The organism is Streptomyces sp. NPDC001920 (assembly GCF_053594495.1).
This window is the reverse complement of record NZ_JBSFEP010000002.1, coordinates 194,022-217,229: the sequence shown is the minus strand read 5'-3', so window position 1 is coordinate 217,229 and position 23,208 is coordinate 194,022. Positions and strand designations below refer to the sequence as shown.

Annotated in this window: 15 protein-coding genes and 1 pseudogene; 12 read left to right on the top strand and 4 right to left on the bottom strand. The window is 70.4% G+C overall.

Features of this window, described 5'->3' with window-relative positions; genetic code table 11:
* The first annotated feature begins 246 nt into the window (after positions 1 to 246).
* On the top strand, positions 247 to 4,842 hold the full coding sequence (gene gltB, locus ACWCPI_RS03530) for a glutamate synthase large subunit (RefSeq protein WP_451036815.1): 4,596 nt from the start codon (positions 247 to 249) through the stop codon (positions 4,840 to 4,842).
* Positions 4,835 to 6,298, top strand: coding sequence for a glutamate synthase subunit beta (locus ACWCPI_RS03525; RefSeq protein WP_451036522.1), 1,464 nt, complete (start codon positions 4,835 to 4,837; stop codon positions 6,296 to 6,298). The genes gltB and ACWCPI_RS03525 overlap by 8 nt, the downstream gene beginning before the upstream one ends.
* 111 nt (positions 6,299 to 6,409) lie before the next feature.
* On the opposite strand, the gene ACWCPI_RS03520 is transcribed toward ACWCPI_RS03525, so the two are convergent.
* Positions 6,410 to 7,318, bottom strand: a complete 909-nt coding sequence (locus ACWCPI_RS03520) for a chitosanase (protein ID WP_451036521.1) — start codon at positions 7,316 to 7,318, stop codon at positions 6,410 to 6,412.
* A complete protein-coding gene (locus ACWCPI_RS03515) occupies positions 7,315 to 8,262 on the bottom strand; it encodes a rhomboid family intramembrane serine protease (RefSeq protein WP_451036520.1) in 948 nt (315 codons plus the stop codon). The genes ACWCPI_RS03520 and ACWCPI_RS03515 overlap by 4 nt, the downstream gene beginning before the upstream one ends.
* A 143-nt stretch (positions 8,263 to 8,405) precedes the next feature.
* Between ACWCPI_RS03515 and ACWCPI_RS03510 the strand changes: the two genes are divergently transcribed.
* Positions 8,406 to 9,128, top strand: coding sequence for a vWA domain-containing protein (locus ACWCPI_RS03510; RefSeq protein ID WP_451036519.1), 723 nt, complete (start codon positions 8,406 to 8,408; stop codon positions 9,126 to 9,128).
* Between the two features lie 108 nt (positions 9,129 to 9,236).
* A complete protein-coding gene (qcrB, locus tag ACWCPI_RS03505) occupies positions 9,237 to 10,883 on the top strand; it encodes a cytochrome bc1 complex cytochrome b subunit (protein WP_451036518.1) in 1,647 nt (548 codons plus the stop codon).
* A gap of 52 nt (positions 10,884 to 10,935) precedes the next feature.
* Here qcrB and ACWCPI_RS03500 read toward each other — a convergent pair whose 3' ends face one another.
* On the bottom strand, positions 10,936 to 11,835 hold the full coding sequence (locus ACWCPI_RS03500; RefSeq protein WP_451036517.1) for a hypothetical protein: 900 nt from the start codon (positions 11,833 to 11,835) through the stop codon (positions 10,936 to 10,938).
* A gap of 193 nt (positions 11,836 to 12,028) precedes the next feature.
* Here ACWCPI_RS03500 and ACWCPI_RS03495 point away from each other — a divergent pair, with 193 nt between their 5' ends.
* From ACWCPI_RS03495 to ACWCPI_RS03465, 7 genes and pseudogenes are all read left to right on the top strand, one after another.
* Complete coding sequence (locus ACWCPI_RS03495) at positions 12,029 to 12,793, top strand: S1 family peptidase (RefSeq protein ID WP_451036516.1); 765 nt, start codon at positions 12,029 to 12,031, stop codon at positions 12,791 to 12,793.
* 533 nt (positions 12,794 to 13,326) lie between these two features.
* Positions 13,327 to 13,677 (top strand): chorismate mutase, encoded by a 351-nt coding sequence (locus ACWCPI_RS03490; RefSeq protein WP_388797564.1) that lies wholly within the window; start codon positions 13,327 to 13,329, stop codon positions 13,675 to 13,677.
* Positions 13,678 to 13,817: 140 nt separating this feature from the next.
* Positions 13,818 to 14,363, top strand: coding sequence for a response regulator (locus tag ACWCPI_RS03485; protein WP_451036515.1), 546 nt, complete (start codon positions 13,818 to 13,820; stop codon positions 14,361 to 14,363).
* A gap of 56 nt (positions 14,364 to 14,419) precedes the next feature.
* Positions 14,420 to 16,933, top strand: coding sequence for an aminopeptidase N (gene pepN, locus ACWCPI_RS03480; protein ID WP_451036514.1), 2,514 nt, complete (start codon positions 14,420 to 14,422; stop codon positions 16,931 to 16,933).
* Between the two features lie 221 nt (positions 16,934 to 17,154).
* Positions 17,155 to 17,565 (top strand): annotated as a pseudogene (locus ACWCPI_RS03475) (aspartate aminotransferase family protein); the annotation flags it as partial.
* 105 nt (positions 17,566 to 17,670) lie between these two features.
* Positions 17,671 to 18,984 carry an aminotransferase class V-fold PLP-dependent enzyme gene (locus ACWCPI_RS03470; protein ID WP_451036814.1) on the top strand — a complete coding sequence of 438 codons (1,314 nt, stop codon included), beginning with the start codon at positions 17,671 to 17,673 and terminating at the stop codon, positions 18,982 to 18,984.
* On the top strand, positions 18,981 to 20,432 hold the full coding sequence (locus ACWCPI_RS03465) for a lysine N(6)-hydroxylase/L-ornithine N(5)-oxygenase family protein (RefSeq protein ID WP_451036513.1): 1,452 nt from the start codon (positions 18,981 to 18,983) through the stop codon (positions 20,430 to 20,432). Before ACWCPI_RS03470 ends, ACWCPI_RS03465 begins: the two co-directional genes overlap by 4 nt.
* 63 nt (positions 20,433 to 20,495) lie before the next feature.
* On the opposite strand, the gene ACWCPI_RS03460 is transcribed toward ACWCPI_RS03465, so the two are convergent.
* On the bottom strand, positions 20,496 to 22,301 hold the full coding sequence (locus tag ACWCPI_RS03460; RefSeq protein WP_451036512.1) for a bifunctional metallophosphatase/5'-nucleotidase: 1,806 nt from the start codon (positions 22,299 to 22,301) through the stop codon (positions 20,496 to 20,498).
* 139 nt (positions 22,302 to 22,440) lie between these two features.
* Here ACWCPI_RS03460 and ACWCPI_RS03455 point away from each other — a divergent pair, with 139 nt between their 5' ends.
* Positions 22,441 to 23,154 (top strand): SIMPL domain-containing protein, encoded by a 714-nt coding sequence (locus tag ACWCPI_RS03455; RefSeq protein WP_451036511.1) that lies wholly within the window; start codon positions 22,441 to 22,443, stop codon positions 23,152 to 23,154.
* Positions 23,155 to 23,208: the final 54 nt, after the last annotated feature.

The following is a 23,208-nucleotide window of genomic DNA, read 5'->3' as shown; positions in this document are numbered from 1 at the left end:
GCGACGACGCTCGCCCTGCCCCTGGATCGACGGACACAGACCTGTCACGCTCGGTCCCCACATACTTTCGGCCAGGTGCGCGGGACCCCCGCCGCACACCCATGGCGTCCACATGTTGGAACGGAGTATCCCGGTTCCCGAGAACCGTTCCATCATGTAACCTGCACGAAATTTTGCGATCACGCAGAGGGCCAACGTCGTCCCTCGGCACTTTGCACATGCCACATGACGACGACGGGAGAGCCGATGCGTACGCCGCGCCAGCCGTCCCAGCATTCCGCGAATGGCCAGAACTGGTCGTTCATGGATGCTCGCCCTGCTGCGCAGGGTATGTACGACCCCCGCAACGAGCACGACGCCTGTGGCGTCGGCTTCGTGGCGACCCTCACGGGCGAGGCGAGCCACACGCTGGTCGAGCAGGCGCTCACCGTTCTGCGCAACCTCGAACACCGCGGCGCCACCGGCTCCGAGCCCGACTCGGGCGACGGCGCGGGCATCCTCTCCCAGGTGCCGGACGCCTTCTTCCGCGAGGTGGCCGAGTTCGAGCTGCCCGCGGCCGGTGGCTACGCCGTCGGCATCGCCTTCCTGCCGGAGGACGGCACGGCCGAGGCCGTCTCACGCATCGAGACGATCGCCGCCGAGGAGGGCCTGACCGTCCTCGGCTGGCGCGAGGTCCCCGTCGCACCCGAACTGCTCGGCGCCACCGCCCGGTCGACGATGCCGGCGTTCCGCCAGATCTTCGTGACGGACGGTGCCAGCACGGGGCTCGCCCTCGACCGCAAGGCCTTCGTGCTGCGCAAGCGCGCCGAGCGCGAGGTCGGCGTCTACTTCCCGTCGCTGTCGGCCCGCACGATCGTCTACAAGGGCATGCTGACCACCGGCCAGCTGGAGCCCTTCTTCCCGGACCTGTCCGACCGCCGCTTCGCCTCCGCGATCGCGCTCGTGCACTCCCGGTTCTCGACGAACACCTTCCCGAGCTGGCCGCTCGCCCACCCGTACCGCTTCGTCGCGCACAACGGTGAGATCAACACCGTCAAGGGCAACCGCAACTGGATGGTCGCCCGCGAGTCCCAGCTGGTCTCCGACCTGTTCGGCCCGCAGGACAAGCTGGAGCGGATCTTCCCGGTCTGCACGCCGGACGCCTCCGACTCCGCCTCCTTCGACGAGGTCCTCGAACTGCTGCACCTGGGCGGCCGCTCCCTGCCGCACTCCGTGCTGATGATGATCCCGGAGGCGTGGGAGAACCACGACTCCATGGACCCGGCCCGGCGCGCCTTCTACCAGTTCCACTCCACGATGATGGAGCCCTGGGACGGCCCGGCCTGCGTCACCTTCACCGACGGCACCCAGGTCGGCGCCGTGCTCGACCGCAACGGCCTGCGCCCCGGCCGCTACTGGGTCACCGACGACGGCCTCGTCGTCCTCGGCTCCGAGGTCGGCGTCCTCGACATCGACCCCGCCAAGGTCGTCCGCAAGGGCCGCCTGCAGCCGGGCCGGATGTTCCTCGTGGACACCGCCGAGCACCGCATCATCGAGGACGACGAGATCAAGGCCCAGCTCGCGGCGGAGAACCCGTACGCCGAGTGGCTGGAAGCCGGCGAGATCGAGCTGTCCGACCTGCCCGAGCGCGAGCACATCGTGCACACCCACGCCTCGGTCACCCGTCGCCAGCAGACCTTCGGCTACACCGAGGAAGAGCTGCGCGTCATCCTCGCGCCGATGGCCAAGGCCGGTGCCGAGCCGATCGGTTCGATGGGCACCGACTCGCCGATCGCCGCGCTGAGCGAGCGCCCGCGCCTGCTCTTCGACTACTTCACCCAGCTGTTCGCGCAGGTCACCAACCCGCCGCTGGACGCCATCCGCGAGGAGCTCGTCACCTCCCTGCGCTCGTCGCTGGGCCCCGAGGGCAACCTGCTGGAGCCCACGGCCGCGTCCTGCCGCTCGGTGACCCTGCCCTTCCCGGTCATCGACAACGACGAGCTGGCCAAGCTCATCCACATCAACGCCGACGGCGACATGCCCGGCATGAAGGCCGCGACCCTCTCGGGCCTCTACCGGGTCTCCGGCGGCGGTGACGCCCTCGCCGCGCGCATCGAGGAGATCTGCGCCGAGGCCGACGCCGCCATCGACAACGGCGCCCGCCTGATCGTCCTGTCGGACCGCCACTCCGACGCCGAGCACGCGCCGATCCCGTCGCTGCTGCTCACCGCGGCCGTCCACCACCACCTCATCCGCACCAAGCAGCGCACCCAGGTGGGCCTGCTGGTCGAGGCCGGTGACGTCCGCGAGGTCCACCATGTCGCCCTGCTCATCGGCTACGGCGCCGCAGCGGTCAACCCGTACCTGGCCATGGAGTCCGTCGAGGACCTGGTCCGCGCGGGCACGTTCCTCCCCGGCATCGAGCCCGAGCAGGCCATCCGCAACCTGATCTACGCCCTGGGCAAGGGCGTGCTGAAGGTCATGTCCAAGATGGGCATCTCGACCGTCGCCTCCTACCGCGGCGCCCAGGTCTTCGAGGCCGTCGGCCTCGACGAGGCCTTCGTCGAGAAGTACTTCAACGGCACCGCCACCAAGATCGGCGGCGTCGGCATCGACGTCATCGCCAAGGAGGTCGCCGCCCGTCACGCCAAGGCGTACCCGGCCAGCGGCATCGCGCCCGCGCACCGCGCCCTGGAGATAGGCGGCGAGTACCAGTGGCGCCGCGAGGGCGAGCCGCACCTGTTCGACCCGGAGACGGTCTTCCGCCTCCAGCACTCCACGCGCACCGGCCGTTACGACGTCTTCAAGAAGTACACGGACCGCGTGAACGAGCAGTCCGAGCGCCTGATGACGCTGCGCGGCCTGTTCGGCTTCAAGTCCGACCGGCAGCCGATCCCCCTCGACGAGGTCGAGCCGGCCAGCGAGATCGTCAAGCGCTTCTCCACCGGCGCCATGTCGTACGGCTCCATCTCCAAGGAGGCGCACGAGACCCTCGCCATCGCCATGAACCAGCTGGGCGGCAAGTCCAACACCGGTGAGGGCGGCGAGGACCCGGAGCGCCTGTACGACCCGGCGCGCCGTTCGTCGATCAAGCAGGTCGCCTCCGGCCGCTTCGGCGTGACCTCCGAGTACCTGGTCAACGCCGACGACATCCAGATCAAGATGGCCCAGGGCGCCAAGCCCGGCGAGGGCGGCCAGCTGCCCGGCCACAAGGTCTACCCGTGGGTCGCCAAGACGCGTCACTCGACGCCGGGCGTGGGCCTCATCTCCCCGCCGCCGCACCACGACATCTACTCCATCGAGGACCTCGCCCAGCTGATCCACGACCTGAAGAATGCCAACCCCCAGGCGCGCATTCACGTCAAGCTGGTCTCCGAGGTCGGCGTCGGCACGGTCGCCGCGGGTGTCTCCAAGGCCCACGCGGACGTCGTGCTCATCTCCGGCCACGACGGCGGTACGGGTGCTTCGCCTCTTACGAGCCTGAAGCACGCGGGCGGCCCCTGGGAGCTCGGTCTCGCCGAGACCCAGCAGACCCTGCTGCTCAACGGCCTGCGCGACCGCATCGTCGTGCAGACCGACGGCCAGCTGAAGACCGGCCGCGACGTCGTCATCGCCGCCCTGCTCGGCGCCGAGGAGTTCGGTTTCGCGACCGCGCCGCTCGTCGTCTCCGGCTGCGTCATGATGCGCGTCTGCCACCTCGACACCTGCCCGGTCGGCATCGCCACCCAGAACCCGACCCTCAGGGACCGGTTCTCCGGCAAGGCCGAGTACGTGGTGAACTTCTTCCAGTTCATCGCCGAGGAGGTCCGCGAGATCCTCGCCGAGCTGGGCTTCCGCTCCATCGAGGAGGCCGTCGGCCACGCCGAGGCCCTCGACGTGACCCGCGCGGTGAACCACTGGAAGGCGCAGGGCCTGGACCTGGAGCCGCTGTTCCACGTGCCCGAGCTGCCCGAGGGCGCGGTGCGCCACCAGCTGATCGAGCAGGACCACGGCCTGGAGAAGGCGCTCGACAACGAGCTGATCAAGCTCGCCGCCGACGCGCTGGCCGCGGACTCCGCGACCGACGCCCAGCCGGTGCGCGCCCAGGTCAAGGTCCGCAACATCAACCGCACGGTCGGCACCATGCTCGGCCACGAGGTGACGAAGAAGTTCGGTGGCGCGGGCCTGCCCGACGACACCATCGACATCACCTTCACCGGCTCCGCCGGCCAGTCCTTCGGCGCCTTCCTCCCGCGCGGTGTCACGCTGCGCCTGGAGGGCGACGCCAACGACTACGTCGGCAAGGGCCTGTCCGGCGGCCGTGTGATCGTCCGTCCCGACCGGGGCGCCGACCACCTCGCCGAGTACTCGACGATCGCGGGCAACACCATCGCCTACGGTGCGACCGGCGGCGAGCTGTTCCTGCGCGGCCGGACCGGCGAGCGGTTCTGCGTGCGCAACTCCGGCGCGCTGGTCGTCTCCGAAGGCGTGGGCGACCACGGCTGCGAGTACATGACCGGCGGTCACGCGGTGGTCCTCGGCGAGACGGGCCGCAACTTCGCGGCCGGTATGTCAGGCGGCATCGCCTACGTCATCGACCTCGACCGGGACAACGTCAACGTCGGCAACGTGAACGCCGTCGAGGCTCTCGACGAGGCCGACAAGCAGTGGCTGCACGACGTGGTGCGCCGTCACCAGGAGGAGACCGGCTCCACGGTCGCCGAGAAGCTCCTGGCCGAGTGGGACACCGCGGTGGACCGCTTCAGCAAGATCATCCCCAGCACGTACAAGGCAGTGCTCGCCGCCAAGGACGCCGCCGAGCGAGCCGGTCTCTCCGAGACCGAGATCACCGAGAAGATGATGGAGGCGGCGACCAATGGCTGATCCCAAGGGCTTTTTGAACCACGGCCGCGAGGTCGCCAAGTCCCGCCCCGTGGACGTCCGGCTGAAGGACTGGAACGAGGTCTACGTCCCCGGTTCCCTGCTGCCGATCATCAGCAAGCAGGCCAGCCGGTGCATGGACTGCGGCATCCCGTTCTGTCACAACGGCTGCCCGCTGGGGAACCTGATCCCCGAGTGGAACGACTACGCCTACCGCGAGGACTGGGCCGCGGCGAGCGAGCGCCTGCACGCCACGAACAACTTCCCGGAGTTCACGGGCCGCCTGTGCCCCGCTCCCTGCGAGTCGGCGTGCGTGCTCGGCATCAACCAGCCGCCGGTCACCATCAAGAACGTCGAGGTCTCCATCATCGACAAGGCGTGGGAGACCGGTGACGTCGCCCCGCAGGCGCCCGAGCGCCTGTCCGGCAAGACGGTCGCCGTCATCGGCTCGGGCCCCGCGGGTCTCGCGGCCGCCCAGCAGCTGACCCGGGCCGGCCACACCGTGGCGGTGTACGAGCGCGCGGACCGCATCGGTGGCCTCCTGCGCTACGGCATCCCCGAGTTCAAGATGGAGAAGCGGCACATCAACCGCCGTATCGAGCAGATGCGCGCGGAGGGCACCCGCTTCCGTACCGGTATCGAGATCGGCCGCGACCTCAAGGCGACCGACCTGAAGAAGCGGTACGACGCGATCGTCATCGCCGCCGGCGCGACGACCGCCCGTGACCTGCCTGTCCCGGGGCGCGAGCTCAAGGGCATCCACCAGGCCATGGAGTACCTGCCGCTGGCCAACAAGGTGCAGGAGGGCGACTTCGTGGCGCCCCCGATCTCGGCCGAGGGCAAGCACGTCGTCGTGATCGGCGGTGGCGACACCGGCGCCGACTGCGTGGGCACCGCCCACCGCCAGGGCGCCGCCTCGGTGACGCAGCTGGAGATCATGCCCCGCCCGGGCGACGAGCGGAACCCGGTCTCCCAGCCGTGGCCGACCTTCCCGATGCTCTACAAGGTCACCTCCGCGCACGAGGAGGGCGGCGAGCGCGTCTACTCGGTCTCCACGACCCACTTCGAGGGCGACGAGGACGGCAACGTCCAGTGGCTGCACCTCACCGAGGTCGAGTTCATCGACGGCAAGCTGACCCCGAAGCCGGGCACGGAGCGCAAGATCCCCGCCCAGCTGGTCACCCTCGCGATGGGCTTCACCGGCACCGACCGGGAGAACGGCCTGGTCGAGCAGTTCGCCCTGGAGCTCGACGAGCGCGGCAACATCGCCCGCGACGCCGACTTCCAGACCAACGTGCCCGGCGTGTTCGTCGCCGGTGACGCGGGCCGCGGCCAGTCGCTCATCGTGTGGGCGATCGCGGAGGGCCGCTCGGCCGCCCGCGGCGTCGACCGCTTCCTGACCGGCGCGAGCGAACTGCCCGCCCCGATCCGCCCGACGGACCGCGCGCTGATGGTCTGACACCCCAGAAAGACGTCCCGTACAACGGCGTACGGAACACTGACGGCGCCTGCCCCACAGTCCCCGACCGGACGACTGGGCAGGCGCCGTCGCCTTGCCGTCGGACAGCCCTCAGGGCACCCGGTACGTCTCCCCGTACACCTGCCACACCAGCGGCGTCCGCAGCCGCAGGTTGCCGTCGGCGAGGAACCGCCGCTGGGCCGTGTCGATGCGGGTGGTGTCGGCGTTCGGGCGCTTCGCCAGCATCGCCGCGCGGCGCACGTCGAGGAAGGCGTCCAGGTACGCCGTCTCGGAGCCGCCCTCGGACGGGGCCTGAGCCTTGCGCAGGGCGCGTTCACGCAGGACGTAGAAGCCGTCCTCGTCGATGCCTGCGCCGTGGAAGACCATCGCGTCGTAGTACACGAACTGGCCCAGCGCGCCGAGGCCGTCGAGCTTGGCCAGCCGGACCGCCGGGTCGAAGTAGACGCGATCGCGCTCGGCGTCCTGGGCCGCGCGGAAGGCCGGCTTTTGGGCCTCGGCCTTCCAGGCGGCGGTGAAACCCGGGTCCAGCCCCTCGTGCGAGTCGGTGCCGTCCACCTCGCGCAGCGCCGGCAGGTACTCGGCGAGCCGGTTGTCCGGGTGGTCCTTGGTGTAGTTGTCGACCAGGGCGAGCAGGTCGTGGGTGCCGGTGCAGAAACCGATGGTGCCGGCCGTGTACCCCTGGCCGTCGTCGAGGTCCTCGATGGAACCGTAGGTGCCGCGCCAGTTGAGCGTCGAGTTCTCGGCACTGGAGACGAGCCGGTGCGCCAGCTCCCTCTTCGCCGGGGCGGCCAGCCCGGCCGGCAGGCTCGCGATCAGCTTGTCGTCCGCCGACCGCTCCTGCTCGGCACGGCTCTTGGCCTCCTGGCGGGCGGCCTGCTGCGCCGTGGCGACGGTGGGTGCCGCCGGGCTCTCGGCGGAGTCCGTGGGCACGAGGAAATAGGCGCCCGCGGTGAGCGCGACGGGGACCGCCGCGAAAAGCAGGATGCTCGTACGTCTCACTGGGCCGTCCCTCCGCCCGTCAGTTCCGACACCTTCACCGCGGTGGCCACCACCAGCAGCACCAGCACACCCACCGACGCCGCCGCCTGGACCGGCGTCCGGCGCGGGCCACGCGGGGCGTACGCGTAGGCGAACGTCACCGCGGCTCCCGTCAGCAGCCCGCCCAGGTGGCCCTGCCAGGAGGTGAGGCTCGCGGAGAGGAGCAGCCACAGCAGCAGGAACACCATGAAACGGTTGACGGGGCGCATGTCGGCGCCGACCCGGCGGGCCAGGACGTAGTACGCGGCCCCGAGTCCGAAGACCGCGCCGGACGCGCCGACCGTCTCCACGTGCGCCTCGGTGAGCAGCAGCTCGGCCACCGAGCCGCCCAGGGTGGCCAGCAGGTACAGCGCGAGGTACCGGATCCGGCCGAGCATGGGCTCCACGATCCGGCCGAGCTGCCACAGCGCCACCATGTTCATCACGATGTGCAGCAGCCCGAACGTGCCCTCCGTGGGCGGCGTGTGGAGGAACCCGCTGGTCAGCAGCCGGTCCCACTGCCCGGCGACCAGGCCGTCGGCCTGGAAGTCCGCCGGGTGGTCGGACACGTAGAGGTAGGAGGCGCCGTCCGGGCCGATCAGCCGGGCGCCGACCATCGCGAACCGGTCCAGGATCTCGGGTCGCACCACCTCGGCCAGATAGGCGAGCGCGTTGAGCCCGATGAGCACACAGGTCACGAGCGGTGTGGCCGAGATCCGGCCCCCGACGATCGTCCGAGCCTGCCGCACCGACCGGGCGCCCTCCTTCACGCACTCCACGCACTGGTGGCCGACGGCCGCCTCCCGCATGCAGTCCGGGCAGATGTACCGCTCACATCGGGTGCAGCGGACGTGGGACTCCACTTTCGGGTGGCGGTAGCACGTGGTGACCACGGCTTCGGTGGGCTTGGTGGACTCGGGTTCCACAGCCGGCTCCTAGGGGACTGGACGAACGAAGAGCCGGTGGGGACGGCGGCGATCAAAATAGCGAACCCCGGTGGAGGAGGGGAGAGGCGGGGTCAAAAGGTGACGTAACCTCAGCAGGCATCAGTGGCGTGAGGGGGAGACATATGGCCGCGATCAGTCTCAGCAAGATCGAGGAGACCGCGCCCGCGCTGGTCGACCTGTACAAGAGCGCCGGAGTGTCGCTCGGCAGGAACGGGCTGGACGGTGTGCGGGCCGCGGTCTACCTGGTGGTCGACTACTCCGGCTCGATGAAGCCGTACTACAAGGACGGCAGCGTGCAGGCGCTCGCCGACCGGGTGCTCGGGCTGTCGGCGCACTTCGACGACGACGGGACCGTGCCCGTGGTGTTCTTCTCCACCGACGTCGACGCCGAGACCGAGATCGCGCTGGCCGACCACATGGGGCGGATCGAGCGGATCGTGGCCGGGCTCGGTCACATGGGCAAGACCAGCTACCACCTCGCCATGGACGCCGTCATCGACCACTACCTCGACAGCGGCGCGCGGGAGCCCGCCCTGGTCGTCTTCCAGACCGACGGCGGGCCGATCAACAAACTCGCGGCGGAACGGTATCTGTGCAAGGCGGCACGGCTGCCGCTGTTCTGGCAGTTCATCGGCTTCGGGGACCCCGGCAGCAGACAGTTCGAGTACCTGCGCAAGCTCGACGAGCTGTCCGTCCCGGACAAGCGGGTCGTCGACAACGCCGGCTTCTTCCACGCCGGCCCCGAGCCGCAAAAGGTCCCCGACTCCGAGTTGTACGACCGCCTGCTCGGCGAGTTCCCGAAGTGGCTGGTGGCGGCGCGGGCGCAGGGGATCGTACGGGGGTAGCGCCCGCCCAGGGGCCCGCGTCGGCCGCTCACCCGGCTGCTCGCCCCGTTGGCCGACCGCGCACGGCCGTGTCACCCTGTGGTTGATCCGGCGGGGAGGCGACGACGTATGCACGGCGCACGATCGGAGAACGAGCAGGCGGCGACACGGCGGTCGGCTCCGCCCGGCAGGGGCGAGCGGGTCGCCGACTGGGCCGACGGGCGGCTCGGCCTGTACGCGCTGGCCAAGGCCAATATGCGCAAGGTCTTCCCGGACCACTGGTCCTTCATGCTGGGCGAGGTCTGTCTCTACAGCTTCCTGGTGCTGATCCTGACCGGTGTCTACCTCACCCTGTTCTTCGAACCGAGCACCGCCGAGGTCGTCTACAACGGCACCTACGAGCCCCTCAACGGCGTCCTGATGACCAGGGCGTACGAGTCCACCCTCGACATCAGCTTCGATGTGCGCGGCGGGCTGCTCATCCGGCAGATCCACCACTGGGCCGCCCTGGTCTTCGTCGCCGGCATGCTCGTGCACATGATGCGGGTGTTCTTCACCGGCGCCTTCCGCAAGCCGCGCGAGCTCAACTGGGTGTTCGGCTGGACCCTGCTGATGCTCGGCATCATCACCGGCCTGACCGGCTACTCCCTCCCCGACGACCTGCTCTCCGGCACCGGCCTCAGGTTCGCCCACGGCGCGATCCTGTCCATCCCGATCGTCGGGACGTACGTGGCGTTCTTCCTCTTCGGCGGGGAGTTCCCCGGCGAGGACTTCATCGCCCGGCTCTACCCGATCCACATCCTGCTGCTGCCCGGGATCATGCTCGGGCTGGTGGTCGCCCACCTGATCCTGGTCTTCTACCACAAGCACACCCAGTACCCGGGCCCCGGCCGCGACCAGAAAACGGTCGTCGGCATGCCCTTCCTGCCGGTGTACATGGCCAAGGCGGGCGGCTTCTTCTTCCTCGTCTTCGGCGTACTGGCGATCATGGGCGGCATCGCCAGCATCAACCCGGTGTGGGCGTTCGGGCCCTACCGGCCGGACCTGGTGACCACGGGCGCCCAGCCCGACTGGTACCTCGGCTTCTCCGAGGGACTGATCCGGGTGATGCCGGGATGGGAGATCAACGCCTGGGGCCACACCCTGGCACTGGGCGTCTTCATCCCCTTCTCGCTCTTCCCGCTGATCCTGCTGGCCATCGGCCTGTACCCGTTCCTGGAGGCGTGGATCACCGGCGACAGACGGGAGCACCACATCCTCGACCGGCCGCGGAACATGCCCGTGCGCACCGGCCTGGGCGCGGCCTGGCTGAGCCTCTACGCCGTGCTGCTGATCGGTGGCGGCAACGACATCGTGGCCACCCATCTGCATCTGTCCATCAACGCGATCACATGGTTCGTGCGGATCGCGGTGTTCGTGGCGCCGGTCGTGACCTTCATGGTCACCAAGCGCATCTGTCTCGGGCTCCAGCGCCGGGACCGGGAGAAGGTACTGCACGGCAGGGAGACGGGCACCATCAAACGGCTGCCGCAGGGCGAGTACGTCGAGGTGCACGAGCAGCTCTCGCAGGCGCAGCTGTTCACCCTCACCCAGCACGAGCAGCCCCACCCCTACGAGACCGGCCCAGGCGTCGACGCGAACGGCGTCCGGCGCCGGATCAAACCGTCCCACCGGGTGCGGGCCAGGCTGGCGCGGGCCATGTTCGGGCCGACCGCGTACATCGCCAAGCCCACGGTGGAGGAACACCGCGAAATCACCGGCGGCGACCACCACTGACCGGGCGGGCGCCGCCCAGGGCCTGGCGCAGGCATGATCCAAACGACAGACCCTAGGTGTCGCACTCCAGCACCGTCCGGCACAACCCGCACCGCGCCCTGACCCTGCCCCGCACCGGCACCCGGATTAGCTGCTGACAGGTCGGGCAGCGGAACGACACCCGCAGCGGACCCCGCCCGTGTCCGTCCGGGGTGAAGGCGTACGGCGCCCCTGGGCGGGGGCCGACCCCGTGGTCCTGGGCGTGGCGCCGATCGCGGGCGTAGCGGCGGCGGCCCGCCCACCCCGCCGCCGTCAGCGGGGGCTGCTCCTCGTCACGGCGGGCCTCGGCCATGCCCTTGCCGTACGCCGTGTACGCCTGCGGGCTGGTGAACCACACCGACGGGTCCTCGGCGAAGGCCAGCGCCCGCTTGGCCAGGACGTACCCGAACTCCTCCGGCGTCAGATACCCCAGCTTCTGCGAGGAGGCCGCGTCCTCCCGGTAGGCGTCCAGGAGCAGCCAGCCCGCGCCCAGGTACGTCGTCGCCGTGTCCGTGAGGACCTCGTTGTCCCGCGTGCCGGCGAAGGACAGGTCGAGGCGGTGCAGGTACACGTGCATCACCTCGTGGGCGAGGGCCGCCCCGATGTCGCGCCGATGGGTGCGGAAACGGTCGTTCAGCTCGACGAAGTACTCGGGCCCGGCGGCGAGTTCGACGTTCGCGGCATGCGTCATCTCACGGAAGCTGACGATCATCCGGGCGTCCGGGAGACGGTAGTGCCGCACCAGTTCGTGGGCCACCCGCTGCGAGCCCAGATACAGGTCGTCGGTGTCGCAGAACGCCACGTCGGCCGGCGCCACGCTGGTCGCGAACGTGCGAATGGTGTCGTACGACAGGCGCCGGTAGAGCGCGGTGATCGAGGCCCGCACCGTCTCCAGGTGCGGGAAGCCGTGCTGGACCGGTCCGCCGTTCGCCACGGCCGTACCCCCAAGGCGCCTTGAACCCGATTCCACTCTACGGGGAGGGGAGGGGAAATTCCCCGGCGAGGTTCCACACCCGGGACGTGAGATCGGTCCTTGTCAGACATGCCACCTGATCTTCATACTGCGGGCCGCTCAACACGCCATGAAAGGACGTATGTTGACACACAGCCTGCCGAAGAGAAGCGGCATGACCCTGGCCAAGAGAGCGGCGGCCGTCGGTGCCGTCGCCCTCGCGGTCGCCTCCCTCCAGCCCCTCAGCGCGAACGCCGCGTCCACCCGCATCGTCGGTGGAACGCCCGCCGCGCAGAGCGAGTTCCCGTTCATGGTCCATCTGTCGATGGGCTGCGGCGGGGCGCTCTACAAGAAGGACGTCGTCCTGACCGCCGCCCACTGCATGAACGGGTCCGGCAACGACACCAGCATCACCGTCACCGCCGGGGTGAACGACCTCAACTCGTCCTCCGCGATCAAGGTCAGGTCGACCAAGGTCAAGATGGCCCCGGGCTACAACGGCGAGGGCAAGGACTGGGCGCTGATCAAGCTCGCCCGGCCCATCGACAAGCCGACGCTGAAGATCGCGACCACTGACCGCTACAACCGCGGCATGTTCACGATCGCCGGGTGGGGCGACACGAAGGAAGGAGCCAACACGGGCACGACCAAGCTCCGCAAGGCCACCGTTCCCTTCGTCGCCGACCGCACCTGCAAGCGCCACTACGGAAACCGGCTGGTGTCGAAGGAGGAACTGTGCGCCGGCTGGCAGCGCGGCGGCATCGACACCTGCCAGGGCGACTCCGGCGGCCCCATGTTCCGCAAGGACGACGCGAACAAGTGGATCCAGGTCGGCATAGTCAGCTGGGGCGACGGCTGCGCCCGCACCGGCGTGCCCGGCATCTACACCGAGGTGAGCCACTTCGCCAAGGACATAGCCCGCGCGGCGAGCGCCCTGTAGGCGACCGCCGCACCAGGGGTGCGTCAGACGGCCCGGCGGACGAGGGCACCGGCTTCGCCGGCCCCGCACCGGGCCGTCTTCCGTACCCGCGGCCTCCGCGCCTCGTCGACCGCCTCCCGCGCCGCAGGGCTGGGGGGCACGGCGAGTGCAGCGGGCCCGCGGTCCCGTGACGGCCGAACCGGAAGCCGCCCACCGCACACCAACCCACCTGTCCGGCCCGGTAGTTCCACACGGTCGTCACCGGCGCCCCACACCGTGACGGTGTCCCCGCCACGGCCTCGGGGCACCGTCCGTTCCCAGCCGCCGGCCCACGGGGCCGTGCGCCCGTCGCCCGGCGCCGGGTCGGCACCGCCCTCGCCCCCGCGACCGGCGCCCGTCCCTCCCACCGCTGAGGCACGGCTCCCGTCCGCTTCCCCGCCGCACCGGGCCACCCCGCCCCCGGCGAGCCGAAGCACCCACGCCCCGGCCCCCGCGGTCCTCCCTCGATCGGCGGGAACGACCAGCTCACCAAGGCTCCCGTAGGCTGAACCCCCATGACCACCAGCAACCCGTCCGGCGGTGACATCGACCCCGCCGTCCGTGACGAGCTCGCCCGGCTGCGCGACAGCATCGACAACATCGACGCGGCCGTCGTCCACATGCTCGCCGAACGCTTCAAGTGCACCCAGCAGGTCGGCCACCTCAAGGCCAAGCACCAGCTCCCGCCCGCCGACCCGGCCCGCGAGACCCGGCAGATCGCCCGCCTGCGCACCCTCGCCGAGAACGCCAAACTCGACCCGGCCTTCGCCGAGAAGTTCCTCAACTTCATCATCGGCGAGGTGATCCGGCACCACGAGAGCATCGCCGAGGAGACGATCAACGGCGCTGCGCCCACGGCGAAATGAACCGGGCAACCCTCCCGAAGGAGTGACACGGCGGCCCGTGCCGGGCATGCTGCGCTGTGCACTCCATGTCAGCTGACACGCACTCCCCGTCAGCGCCCCCGGACATACCCTGGATGTCCAAGCGGGAGGGACGTCGGGCCATGCCGTCGGATGCCAAGATCCTCATCGTCGACGACCACGAGGACACGCTGTACGCCCTGGAGAGCGCCCTGGCCCCGCTGGGCTACCGGCTCGCCCGAGCCACCAGCGGCGACGAGGCGCTCAAGCAGGTGCTCCGCGGACAGGTCGGCCTGCTGCTCCTGGACGTCCGCATGCCCGGCGTCAGCGGCCTGGACGTGGTGCGCTACCTGCGGCGCCTGGAACAGACCCAGCACATACCCGTGATCCTGCTCACCGGTTTCGGCGCCGACCACGAACTGACCTCCGCCGCCTTCCGGCTCGGCGTCGCCGACCTCGTCATGAAACCCACCGACCCCTGGGCGCTGCGCACCAAGGTCCGCTACCTGTACGACTCCTACCAGCGCCAGCGCGCCCTGGCCCAGGAGGTCCGAGAGTTGCGCGCCCTCGTCAAGGACGAACCCGGCACCCAGAGACCCGCCCCCGCCCCCGCCCTGCCCCACCCCGACGTCCACGTCCCGCCGCAGCGCGACAGCCCGGCCGAGACCTCGGCCACGGACCGGACATAACGTACGTACTGATCCACCCCTGTGCGCCGTGACTGCCATCAGGCAGCATGTCCTGCATGTCCGTACTCACGCGCGACGAAGCGCAGATCCGTGCCCGTCTCCTCGACGTCCACCGCTACACGATCGAACTCGACCTGACCACCGGGGACGAGACGTTCGACTCCCGCACCCTCATCCAGTTCACCAAGCGCGCGGACCAAGCGGACACGGACACCTTCGTCGAGATCAAGCCGGCCGAGCTGCGCTCCGTCACGCTGGACGGACAACCCCTCGATCCGCGGACCCTGGACGAGAACCGGCTGCCCCTGAAGAACCTCACCCCCGGTGAGCACGAACTGCGCGTCGACGCGGCCATGCGCTACTCCCGCACCGGCGAGGGCATGCACCGCTTCACCGACCCCAGCGACGGCGAGACCTACGTCTACACCCAGCTGTTCATGGAGGACGTGCAGCGCGTCTTCGCCGCCTTCGACCAGCCCGACCTCAAGGCCGTCTTCGACCTGTCCGTCAAGGCCCCCGAAGGCTGGACCGTCCTCGCCAACGGCATCACCGAACACCTCGGCGACGGCCACTGGCACGCCGCACCCACCCCGCTGATCTCCACCTACCTCGTCGCCGTCGCCGCCGGCCCCTGGCACTCCGTACGCACCGAACACCGCGGCCTGCCCTTCGGCCTGCACTGCCGCCGCTCCCTCGCCCCCTACCTCGACACCGACGCCGACGAACTCATCGAGGTCACCCGCGCCTGCTTCGACCGCTTCCACGAGAAGTTCGAGGAGCCCTACCCGTTCGACTCCTACGACCAGGCCTTCGTCCCCGAGTTCAACGCCGGCGCCATGGAGAACCCCGGACTGGTCACCTTCCGCGACGAGTTCGTCTACCGCTCCGCCGTCACCGACACCGAACGCCAGACCCGCGCCATGGTCATCGCCCACGAGATGGCCCACATGTGGTTCGGCGACCTGGTCACCCTGCGCTGGTGGGACGACATCTGGCTGAACGAGTCCTTCGCCGAGTACATGGGCTACCAGACCTGCGCCGAAGCCACCCGCTTCCACGACACCTGGACCGACTTCGGCGTCGCCCGCAAGGCCTGGGGCTACGACGCCGACCAGCGACCCTCCACCCACCCCGTCGCCCCCGAAGCCGTCGACGACACCGCCGCGGCCCTGCTCAACTTCGACGGCATCTCCTACGCCAAGGGCGCCTCGGCGCTGCGCCAGCTGGTCGCCTGGCTCGGCGAGAAGGACTTCCTCGCCGGCATCAACACCCACTTCGCCCGGCACAGGTTCGCCAACGCCACCCTCGCCGACTTCATCGACTCCCTGGCCGCCGCCACCGACCGCGACGTCCACGCCTGGGCCGACACCTGGCTGCGCACCACCGGCGTCGACACCCTCACCCCGGCCGTCACACGCGGCGAGAACGGCACCTACACCCTCACCGTCGACCACACCGGCAGCCGCCCCCACCGCATCGCCGCCGGCCTGTACGACCTGGACCTCGGTGACAACCAAGGCCACCTCGTGCTGCGCGAACGCCTGGACCTCGACGTACCGCTCACGGCCCCGCAGCCCATCGGCAAGCGCCCCGCCCTGCTGCTGCTCAACGACGGCGACCTGACCTACGCCAAGGTCCGCTTCGACCCCGAGTCCTTCCAGACCGTCCGCACCAGCCTGTCCGGCCTGCCCACACCACTCACCCGCGCGGTCGTCTGGAACGCCCTGCGAGACGCCGTACGCGACGGCGAACTGCCCCCCGGCGCCTACCTGGAGACCGCCCGCACCCACCTGCCGCACGAGACCGACCTCGCCATCGTCGAAGGCGTCCTCGCCTTCGCCACGGCCTCCGTCGCCGACCGCTACCTCCCGGCCGAGACGCGACCCGCCGCCCTGGCCACGCTCTCCGCCCTGTGCCGCGACCTCATCCGCCGCACCGAGGACGGCGACAACCCCGGCCTGCGACTGATCGCCGTACGGCACTTCATCGACGTCGCCGCCCACCCCGACACCATCGCCGCCTGGCTGGCCGACGGCACCGTGCCCGGCGGACCCGAACTCGACCCCGAGCTGCGCTGGCGCGTCCTGAGCCGCCTCGCCGTCCTCGGCGCCGTCGACGAGGCGGAGATCGCCGCCGAACTGGAGCGCGACCCCAGCGCCACCGGCCAGGAAGGCGCCGCCCGCTGCCGGGCAGCCCTGCCCGACGAGGAGGCCAAGGCGCGGGCCTGGGCCGCCATGTTCACCACGGACGAGACCGCCGACCTGTCCAACTACCTCTTCACCGCCACCGCGCAGGGCTTCTGGCAGCCCGAACAGGCGGAACTGGTACGGCAGTACGTGCCGCGCTACTACACCGACGCGGTCACCGTCGCCGCCCGGCGGGGCCCCGCCATCGCCGACGCCGCGGGCCGCTACGCCTTCCCCGCCCACGCCGTCGACGCCGACGCCCTCCGACTGGGCGAGGAGTGCCTGCGCGACAGCGAGCCGATCCCCGCGCTGCGCCGCAAGCTCGTCGACCAACTCGACGACCTGGCACGGGCGCTGCGGGTACGGGAGGGCCAGGAAGCCTAGCCGCGGCGACACGGAGGGGGTCGTCGCCTCCCGGGCCGCCCGGGTTCGACGGACCCGCGACGACGACCCCCTACTCCGCCACTCCCGCCACACCACCCCCGACACGCTTTCCCCGCACGCGAGTTCCCCCTTTCGGGTTCCAGTCGTTGGGCTTTTCGGGCGCCACGCCTCATCCGCGTACAAGCTGGAAGTCCTTCTTGCCCAGCGCCCGGGAGGACACGATGAGCGCACCGCCGTCGCTCGCTTCAGGCCCGGAAGGCCCCCGCGCCCTGCGGCCCTTGCTCGACACCGTCCTCGACGCGCTGACCGAGGGCGCCCGGGCGCGCGGGGGACCGCTGCCGTCGGGCGGCCCGGAGGCGGTCGCCGCGCGCCTGCGGGCCGCGGTCGGTGACGTCCTGCCGGACCGGGGCGACCCGAACGCCCTCCACCACCTCGTCCGCGCCCTCGCCGAGGGCGCCGCCGACCCCGCCGACCCCCTGTGCACCGCCCACCTGCACTGCCCGCCCCTCGCCCTCGCCACCGCCGCCGACCTCGCCGCCTCCGCCCTCAACCCGTCCCTGGACTCCTGGGACCAGGCACCCGGCGCGGCAGAGCTGGAAGCCCTGGTGACGGACACACTCGCCCGAGAGGTCTTCACCCCCACCGCCCAGCCCGGAGCGCTCCTCGCCCCCTCCGCCACCCGAGGCACCGCGACCGCTTTCCACGAGGGCCCGGCCCCCGACACCCCCGCCCCCGAGGTGGCTGCCGCTACGCAGGCTTGCTCGCCTCCCGACGCTGCCGCGCCCCGGGCCGCTGCGAGCGCTTCACAGGCGGGTCCGGCCCGCGACGCCCCCGCCTGCGAGGTGGCCGCCGCTGCCCCGCGGACCGCCCCGCTTCCCGATGCCTCCGCGCTTCGGTTCGCGGCCGTTGCCGCGCAGGTGGGTATGCCTCCCGATGCCTCCGCGCTCGGGGCCGCTGCCCCGCAGGCCGGTCCGACCCGCGACACCCCTGTCTGCGGGGAAGCCGCCGCTGCCCCGCAGGCCCGCCCGGTCATCGGCACCCCCGCCCTCCACGCCGCCCCACGAAGCCCCCGTTCCGCCGCCCCACGAAGCCCCCGTTCCGCCGCCCTCGTCACCACCGGCGGCACCGAGTCCAACCAACTCGCCCTGCTCCTCGCGCGGGAGGCTCACGGCGGCGGTGTGCGGCTCGTCCACGGGGCGAACGCGCACCACTCGCTGCCCCGGGCCGCCTGGCTGCTCGGCATGCCCGAGCCGGTCGTCGTACCCGCCCCGGCCGGGACGCTCGACCCCGTCGCCCTCGACGAAGCCCTCACACGGCTGGCCGGGCCGCCCGGCTCACTCCTGGTCGCCGCCACCGCGGGCAGCACCGACGCCGGGCTCATCGACCCCCTCCCGGACATCGCCGCCCGGTGCGCCGCCCACGGCGCCCGGCTCCACGTCGACGCCGCCTACGGCGGGGGCCTGCTGTTCAGCGACCGGTACCGCGACCGGCTCACCGGCCTCGACGCCGCCGACACCGTCGCCCTAGACCTGCACAAGTTCGGCTGGCAGCCCGTCGCCGCGGGCCTCCTCGCCGTCCGCGACCCGCGCGACCTCACCGTCCTCCACCACCGCGCCGACTACCTCAACGCCGACGACGACACCGAGGCCGGCCTGCCCGACCTGCTCGGACGGTCACTGCGCACCAGCCGCCGCCCCGACGCCCTCAAGATCGCCGTCACCCTGCGCACCCTCGGCCGAGACGGCCTCGGCCGACTCGTCGAGCACGTCTGCGACACGGCACACGCCTTCGCCGCCCTCGTCCACCGCCACCCCGGGTTCGAACTCCTCGACCCGCCCACCATCAGCACCGTCCTGTTCCGGCCCGCACACACCACCGACGACGCCGTCGCCGCCGTACGCCGAAGGCTCCTCACCGACGGCCGCGCCGTCCTCGGGCGGGCCCGGTCAGACGGGCGCCTGTGGCTCAAGGCCACGTTCCTCAACCCCCGCACGCGCCCCGACGACCTGGACGCGCTCCTGAAACTGGTGGAAGGAAACACCCCCGGATGAGCCCCCACAGCCACCCAGAGAACACGTCACAGAACCACCCGCACCACGACCCCGACGCCCCCCGCGACCTCGTCGGCATCGGCATCGGCCCGTTCAACCTCTCCCTCGCCGCCCTCGCCCACCCCCTCACCGAACTCGACGCCGTCTTCTACGAGCAGCGCCCCTCCTTCGTCTGGCACCCCGGCCTCATGATCGACGGCGCCCGCATCCAGGTCCCCTTCCTCGCCGACCTCGTCACACTCGCCGACCCCGCCAGCCCCTGGTCCTTCCTCAACTACCTCAAGACCCGCGACCGGCTCTTCCCCTTCTACTTCGCCGAGCGCTTCCACATCCAGCGCGCCGAGTACGACGCCTACTGCCGCTGGGTCTGCGAGAACCTCCCCGCACTGCACTTCGGACACCAGGTCGACGCCGTCCGCTTCAACCCCGAACGCGACGTCTTCGAAGTCGACTTCACCCAGCTCGCCCCCGACGGGGACGCCGAAGCCCTCGGCCGCACCTACACCAAGAACATCGTCCTGGGCATCGGCACCGAGCCCTACGTCCCCGACCCCCTCAAACCCCTCGTCGAAGCACCCCACGTCCCCGTCATCCACGCCGCCGACTACCTCGACCACCGCGAAAGACTCCTGGCCGCCGAGCACATCACCGTCATCGGATCGGGACAGTCCGGCGCCGAGGTCTTCCTGGACCTCCTGCGCCGCCGCCCCGCCGGCCGCGAAAGACTCCACTGGCTCGGCCGCACCGAGGCCTTCGCGCCCATGGAGTACTCCAAGCTCGGCCTGGAACACTTCACCCCCGACTACACCCGCTACTTCCACGCCCTCGCCGAACCCGTCCGAGACAAGCTCGTCGCCTCCCAGTGGCAACTCCACAAGGGCATCGACGCCGGCACCCTCGCCGCCATCCACGACGAGCTCTACCGCCGCACCCTCGACGGCGGCTGGCCCGACACCGTCCTCACCCCCGGCGTCCACGTCCGCACCGGCGGCCGGATCGCCACGACCAAGGTCGAACTCCACCTGGAACACATCCACCAGAACACCCGCTCACGCCTGACCACCGGCGCCGTCGTCCTGGCCACCGGCTACCGCGAACGCCCCCTCGACCGCCTGCTCGCCGGCCTCGACCCCTACCTGCGCCGCGACAACCAGGAACGCCCCCGCATCGACGACCAGTACCGCCTGGTCATGGACCCCTCCGTCAGCGGCTCCGGCTGCCACGTGCACGTCCAGAACGCCGAACGCCACACCCACGGCGTCGGCACCCCCGACCTCGGCCTCGCCGCCTGGCGCAGCGCCAGCATCCTCAACTCCGTCACCGGCAAGGAGACCTACGCCCTCCCCACCCGTACCGCCTTCACCAGCTTCGGCCTGCAACAGCAAAAGCCCCGGATCCCGGCCGCGCGCCAGCCGATGGAGCTGACACCACTCATGGACGGGATCTGAGGCTTCACCGCACAGCCCCCGGACCAGGGCCTGTGTTTCGGATCATGCCGGGCGTCGCGGGCCCTAGAACACCGGCGTGCCGTTCCGCGTGAGCTTCCAGTCCACCGACGCGAACTCCTTCGGGTCCAGCACGCCCTTCGCGGTCACCCACTCCGCGATCCGCGTGCGGATCTCCGTCGACTCAGCCCACAGCTCCTGGGCCGACGCCACATGCGGGAACGCCCCGCCGCCGTTGGCCCGGTAGTTGTTCACGGCGAACACGAACTTCTGGGCACCGTCGAGGGCCGCACCGTTGTATGTCAGGTTCTTGATCCGGGAACCCGCCGCCTGGGCGATGTCGATCTCGTACGACAGACCCGACACGTAGTCGTAGTTGTAGTCCGGGCGGCCACCGGCGTTCGTCAGCTTGTCCACCTCGACCGCCGTACCCGGCGCCGTCTGCACGAAGTACTCCGCCGAATACTCCAGATACGCCTTGAGCTGCGCGCCCGTCATCAACTTGGCGACCAGCGTGTTGTCGTACACGTACAGGCTCGACAGGTCCCGGATCGTCACGTCACCGGCCGGGATCGCGGACGTGCGCGAGAACGGGGACGCCTGGGAGAGGACCGGCAACGAGGCGTACTCCGTGCCGGCCAGCGCCGCCTTGACCACGTCCTCCTGGACCTTGGTGATCAGATCGATGATCGGGGCGTCCTTGTAACGGGCCTCGACCGTCGTCAGCGTCTCCGTCGCCGTGCCGACGACCTGGTTGACGTACTCCACGACGATGTCGTGGTCGTCCTTCAGCAGCTTGGTGATCTTCGGGTCGTCGGCGACCGTCTTCGAGTCACGCACCGTCGCCTTCACCGACTCGACCTTCCAGCAGCCCTTCTCCAGGACCAGCTCGAAGTCGAACAACGACAGCCTCTGCGCGAAGCACAGCGGCTCGGACAGCACGACCGTACGGCCCGTCTTCTCGTTCGTGACCAGCAGCTCCGCGATCTCCGTGTGCGCATGCCCGACGAGGATCGCGTCGATGCCCGGCACCTGCTGGGCCACCAGCGCCGCCGAGTTCTCGATGTACGGCAGCTGGTCACCGTAGGACGACGTCCCCGACGAACCCGAGTGCGCCGACACGACCACCACGTCCGCGCCCATCGAGCGCAGCTTCGGCACCCACTTCGCGGCCTGCTCCTCCAGACCCGGGAACACCATCTTGCCCTCGACGTACGCCTTGTCCCAGATCGCGATGCCCGGGTTCGTCAGACCGAGCACGGCGACCTTCACCGGCGGGGCACCCGGCACATGGAACTTCTTGATGAAGTACGGCGGGAAAGCGGGCTTCAGCGTCTTCGCGTCCAACGCGTTCGCACCCAGCAGCGGGAAATCGCACTGGTCCTCGAACTTGCGCAGCGTCTCGATGCCGTAGTTGAACTCGTGGTTCCCGAGCGCCACGGCGTCGTACCCGATCGCGTTCATCGCCGCCGCCATCGGGTGCACCGGACCACCCTTGGCGGTGATCGGATCGACCTTCGCGTAGTAGTACGTCAGCGGGGTCCCCTGGATCGTGTCACCGGCGTCGATGAGCAGCGTGTTACGCCGGCCCTTCTCCGCACGGACCTGGTTCACCAGCGTCGAGACCCGCGCCAGCCCCTTCGCGTTGCCCTTGGCGTCGGCGTACTCCGCGTCCTTGAAATAGTCCCAGTTGAAGATGTTGCCGTGCAGGTCGGTCGTGCCCATCACGGTCAGCGCGTACCGCTTCCTGGGCCGAGAACCCTTCGCCGTCTCGGCGGCCTGAGCCGCCGGAGCACCCACCGCACCGGCCACCGCCACCCCCGCTCCGGTCACGGCTGACTTCTTCAGGAACTTCCGACGGTTCAAGGGCATGAGTGCATCTCCCAGCGGGAACGGTCAACAACGCGCGTAGATTCTGACCTGGGCATGCCGACCAGCAACAGACCCCGCAGGTTTCGATCTGATGACCGACGACAGCCGTACCCGAGCAAGCGATGACAGAGTGGGACGTATGACCGCGCCCACACAGGAACAGCCGCCCGCCGTCCCCTACGGCACCCCCGACGCCCCCCGCATCGCCGTCCGCGGCGAAGCCCACCTCGAAGTCGACCCCGAGATCGCCCACATCAGCGTCCTCGTCGCCGCCCGCGGCAAGGACCGCCGCACCGCCCTCGACGACCTCACCCGCCGCAACACAACCGTCCTCGACCTCATCAAGACCTACGGCGACGCAGTCGAACGCCTGGAAACCGGCGCCTTCTCCATCAGCCCCGAACTCAAGGACAAAGGCCGCGGCGAACGCGTCCACGCCTACCACGGCCGCGTCCACATCACCGCCGAACTCACCGACTTCACCGCACTCGGCGAACTCACCACCCGACTCGCCGACTTGGAACTCACCCACGTCGACGGCCCCTGGTGGGCCCTGCGCCCCGACTCACCCGCCCACCGCCAAGCCAGGCAGCAAGCCGTACGGGAAGCAGTGCAACGCGCCCGGGAATACGCCGAGGCACTGGGAACCACCCTGTCCGCACTGGTGGAACTCGCCGACATCGGCGCCGAGAACACCCCACCCCTCCCGCCGGCCCCCGGCGGCCGCATGCGCTCCATGGCCTACGCCGCCGCGGAGAGCTCAACCGCCGCCCCACTCGACCTCGAACCCCAACGGCAACACGTCCACGCCCAAGTGAACGCACGATTCACCATGGCACCACCCCGCCTGTGACAACCACGCCACCCACACCGGAACACCCCGGCGGGGTACTGCGAATCGCTCATC

What these genes read in the sequence shown, in the direction of transcription:
- ACWCPI_RS03485 (WP_451036515.1), top strand. Translation starts at nt 13,818, where the DNA reads ATGCCGTCGGATGCCAAGATCCTCATCGTCGACGACCACGAGGACACG.
- ACWCPI_RS03525 (WP_451036522.1), top strand. Translation starts at nt 4,835, where the DNA reads ATGGCTGATCCCAAGGGCTTTTTGAACCACGGCCGCGAGGTCGCCAAG.
- ACWCPI_RS03495 (WP_451036516.1), top strand. Translation starts at nt 12,029, where the DNA reads ATGACCCTGGCCAAGAGAGCGGCGGCCGTCGGTGCCGTCGCCCTCGCG.
- ACWCPI_RS03460 (WP_451036512.1), bottom strand. Translation starts at nt 22,301, where the DNA reads ATGCCCTTGAACCGTCGGAAGTTCCTGAAGAAGTCAGCCGTGACCGGA.
- ACWCPI_RS03465 (WP_451036513.1), top strand. Translation starts at nt 18,981, where the DNA reads ATGAGCCCCCACAGCCACCCAGAGAACACGTCACAGAACCACCCGCAC.
- ACWCPI_RS03455 (WP_451036511.1), top strand. Translation starts at nt 22,441, where the DNA reads ATGACCGCGCCCACACAGGAACAGCCGCCCGCCGTCCCCTACGGCACC.
- qcrB (WP_451036518.1), top strand. Translation starts at nt 9,237, where the DNA reads ATGCACGGCGCACGATCGGAGAACGAGCAGGCGGCGACACGGCGGTCG.
- ACWCPI_RS03510 (WP_451036519.1), top strand. Translation starts at nt 8,406, where the DNA reads ATGGCCGCGATCAGTCTCAGCAAGATCGAGGAGACCGCGCCCGCGCTG.
- gltB (WP_451036815.1), top strand. Translation starts at nt 247, where the DNA reads ATGCGTACGCCGCGCCAGCCGTCCCAGCATTCCGCGAATGGCCAGAAC.
- ACWCPI_RS03490 (WP_388797564.1), top strand. Translation starts at nt 13,327, where the DNA reads ATGACCACCAGCAACCCGTCCGGCGGTGACATCGACCCCGCCGTCCGT.
- pepN (WP_451036514.1), top strand. Translation starts at nt 14,420, where the DNA reads ATGTCCGTACTCACGCGCGACGAAGCGCAGATCCGTGCCCGTCTCCTC.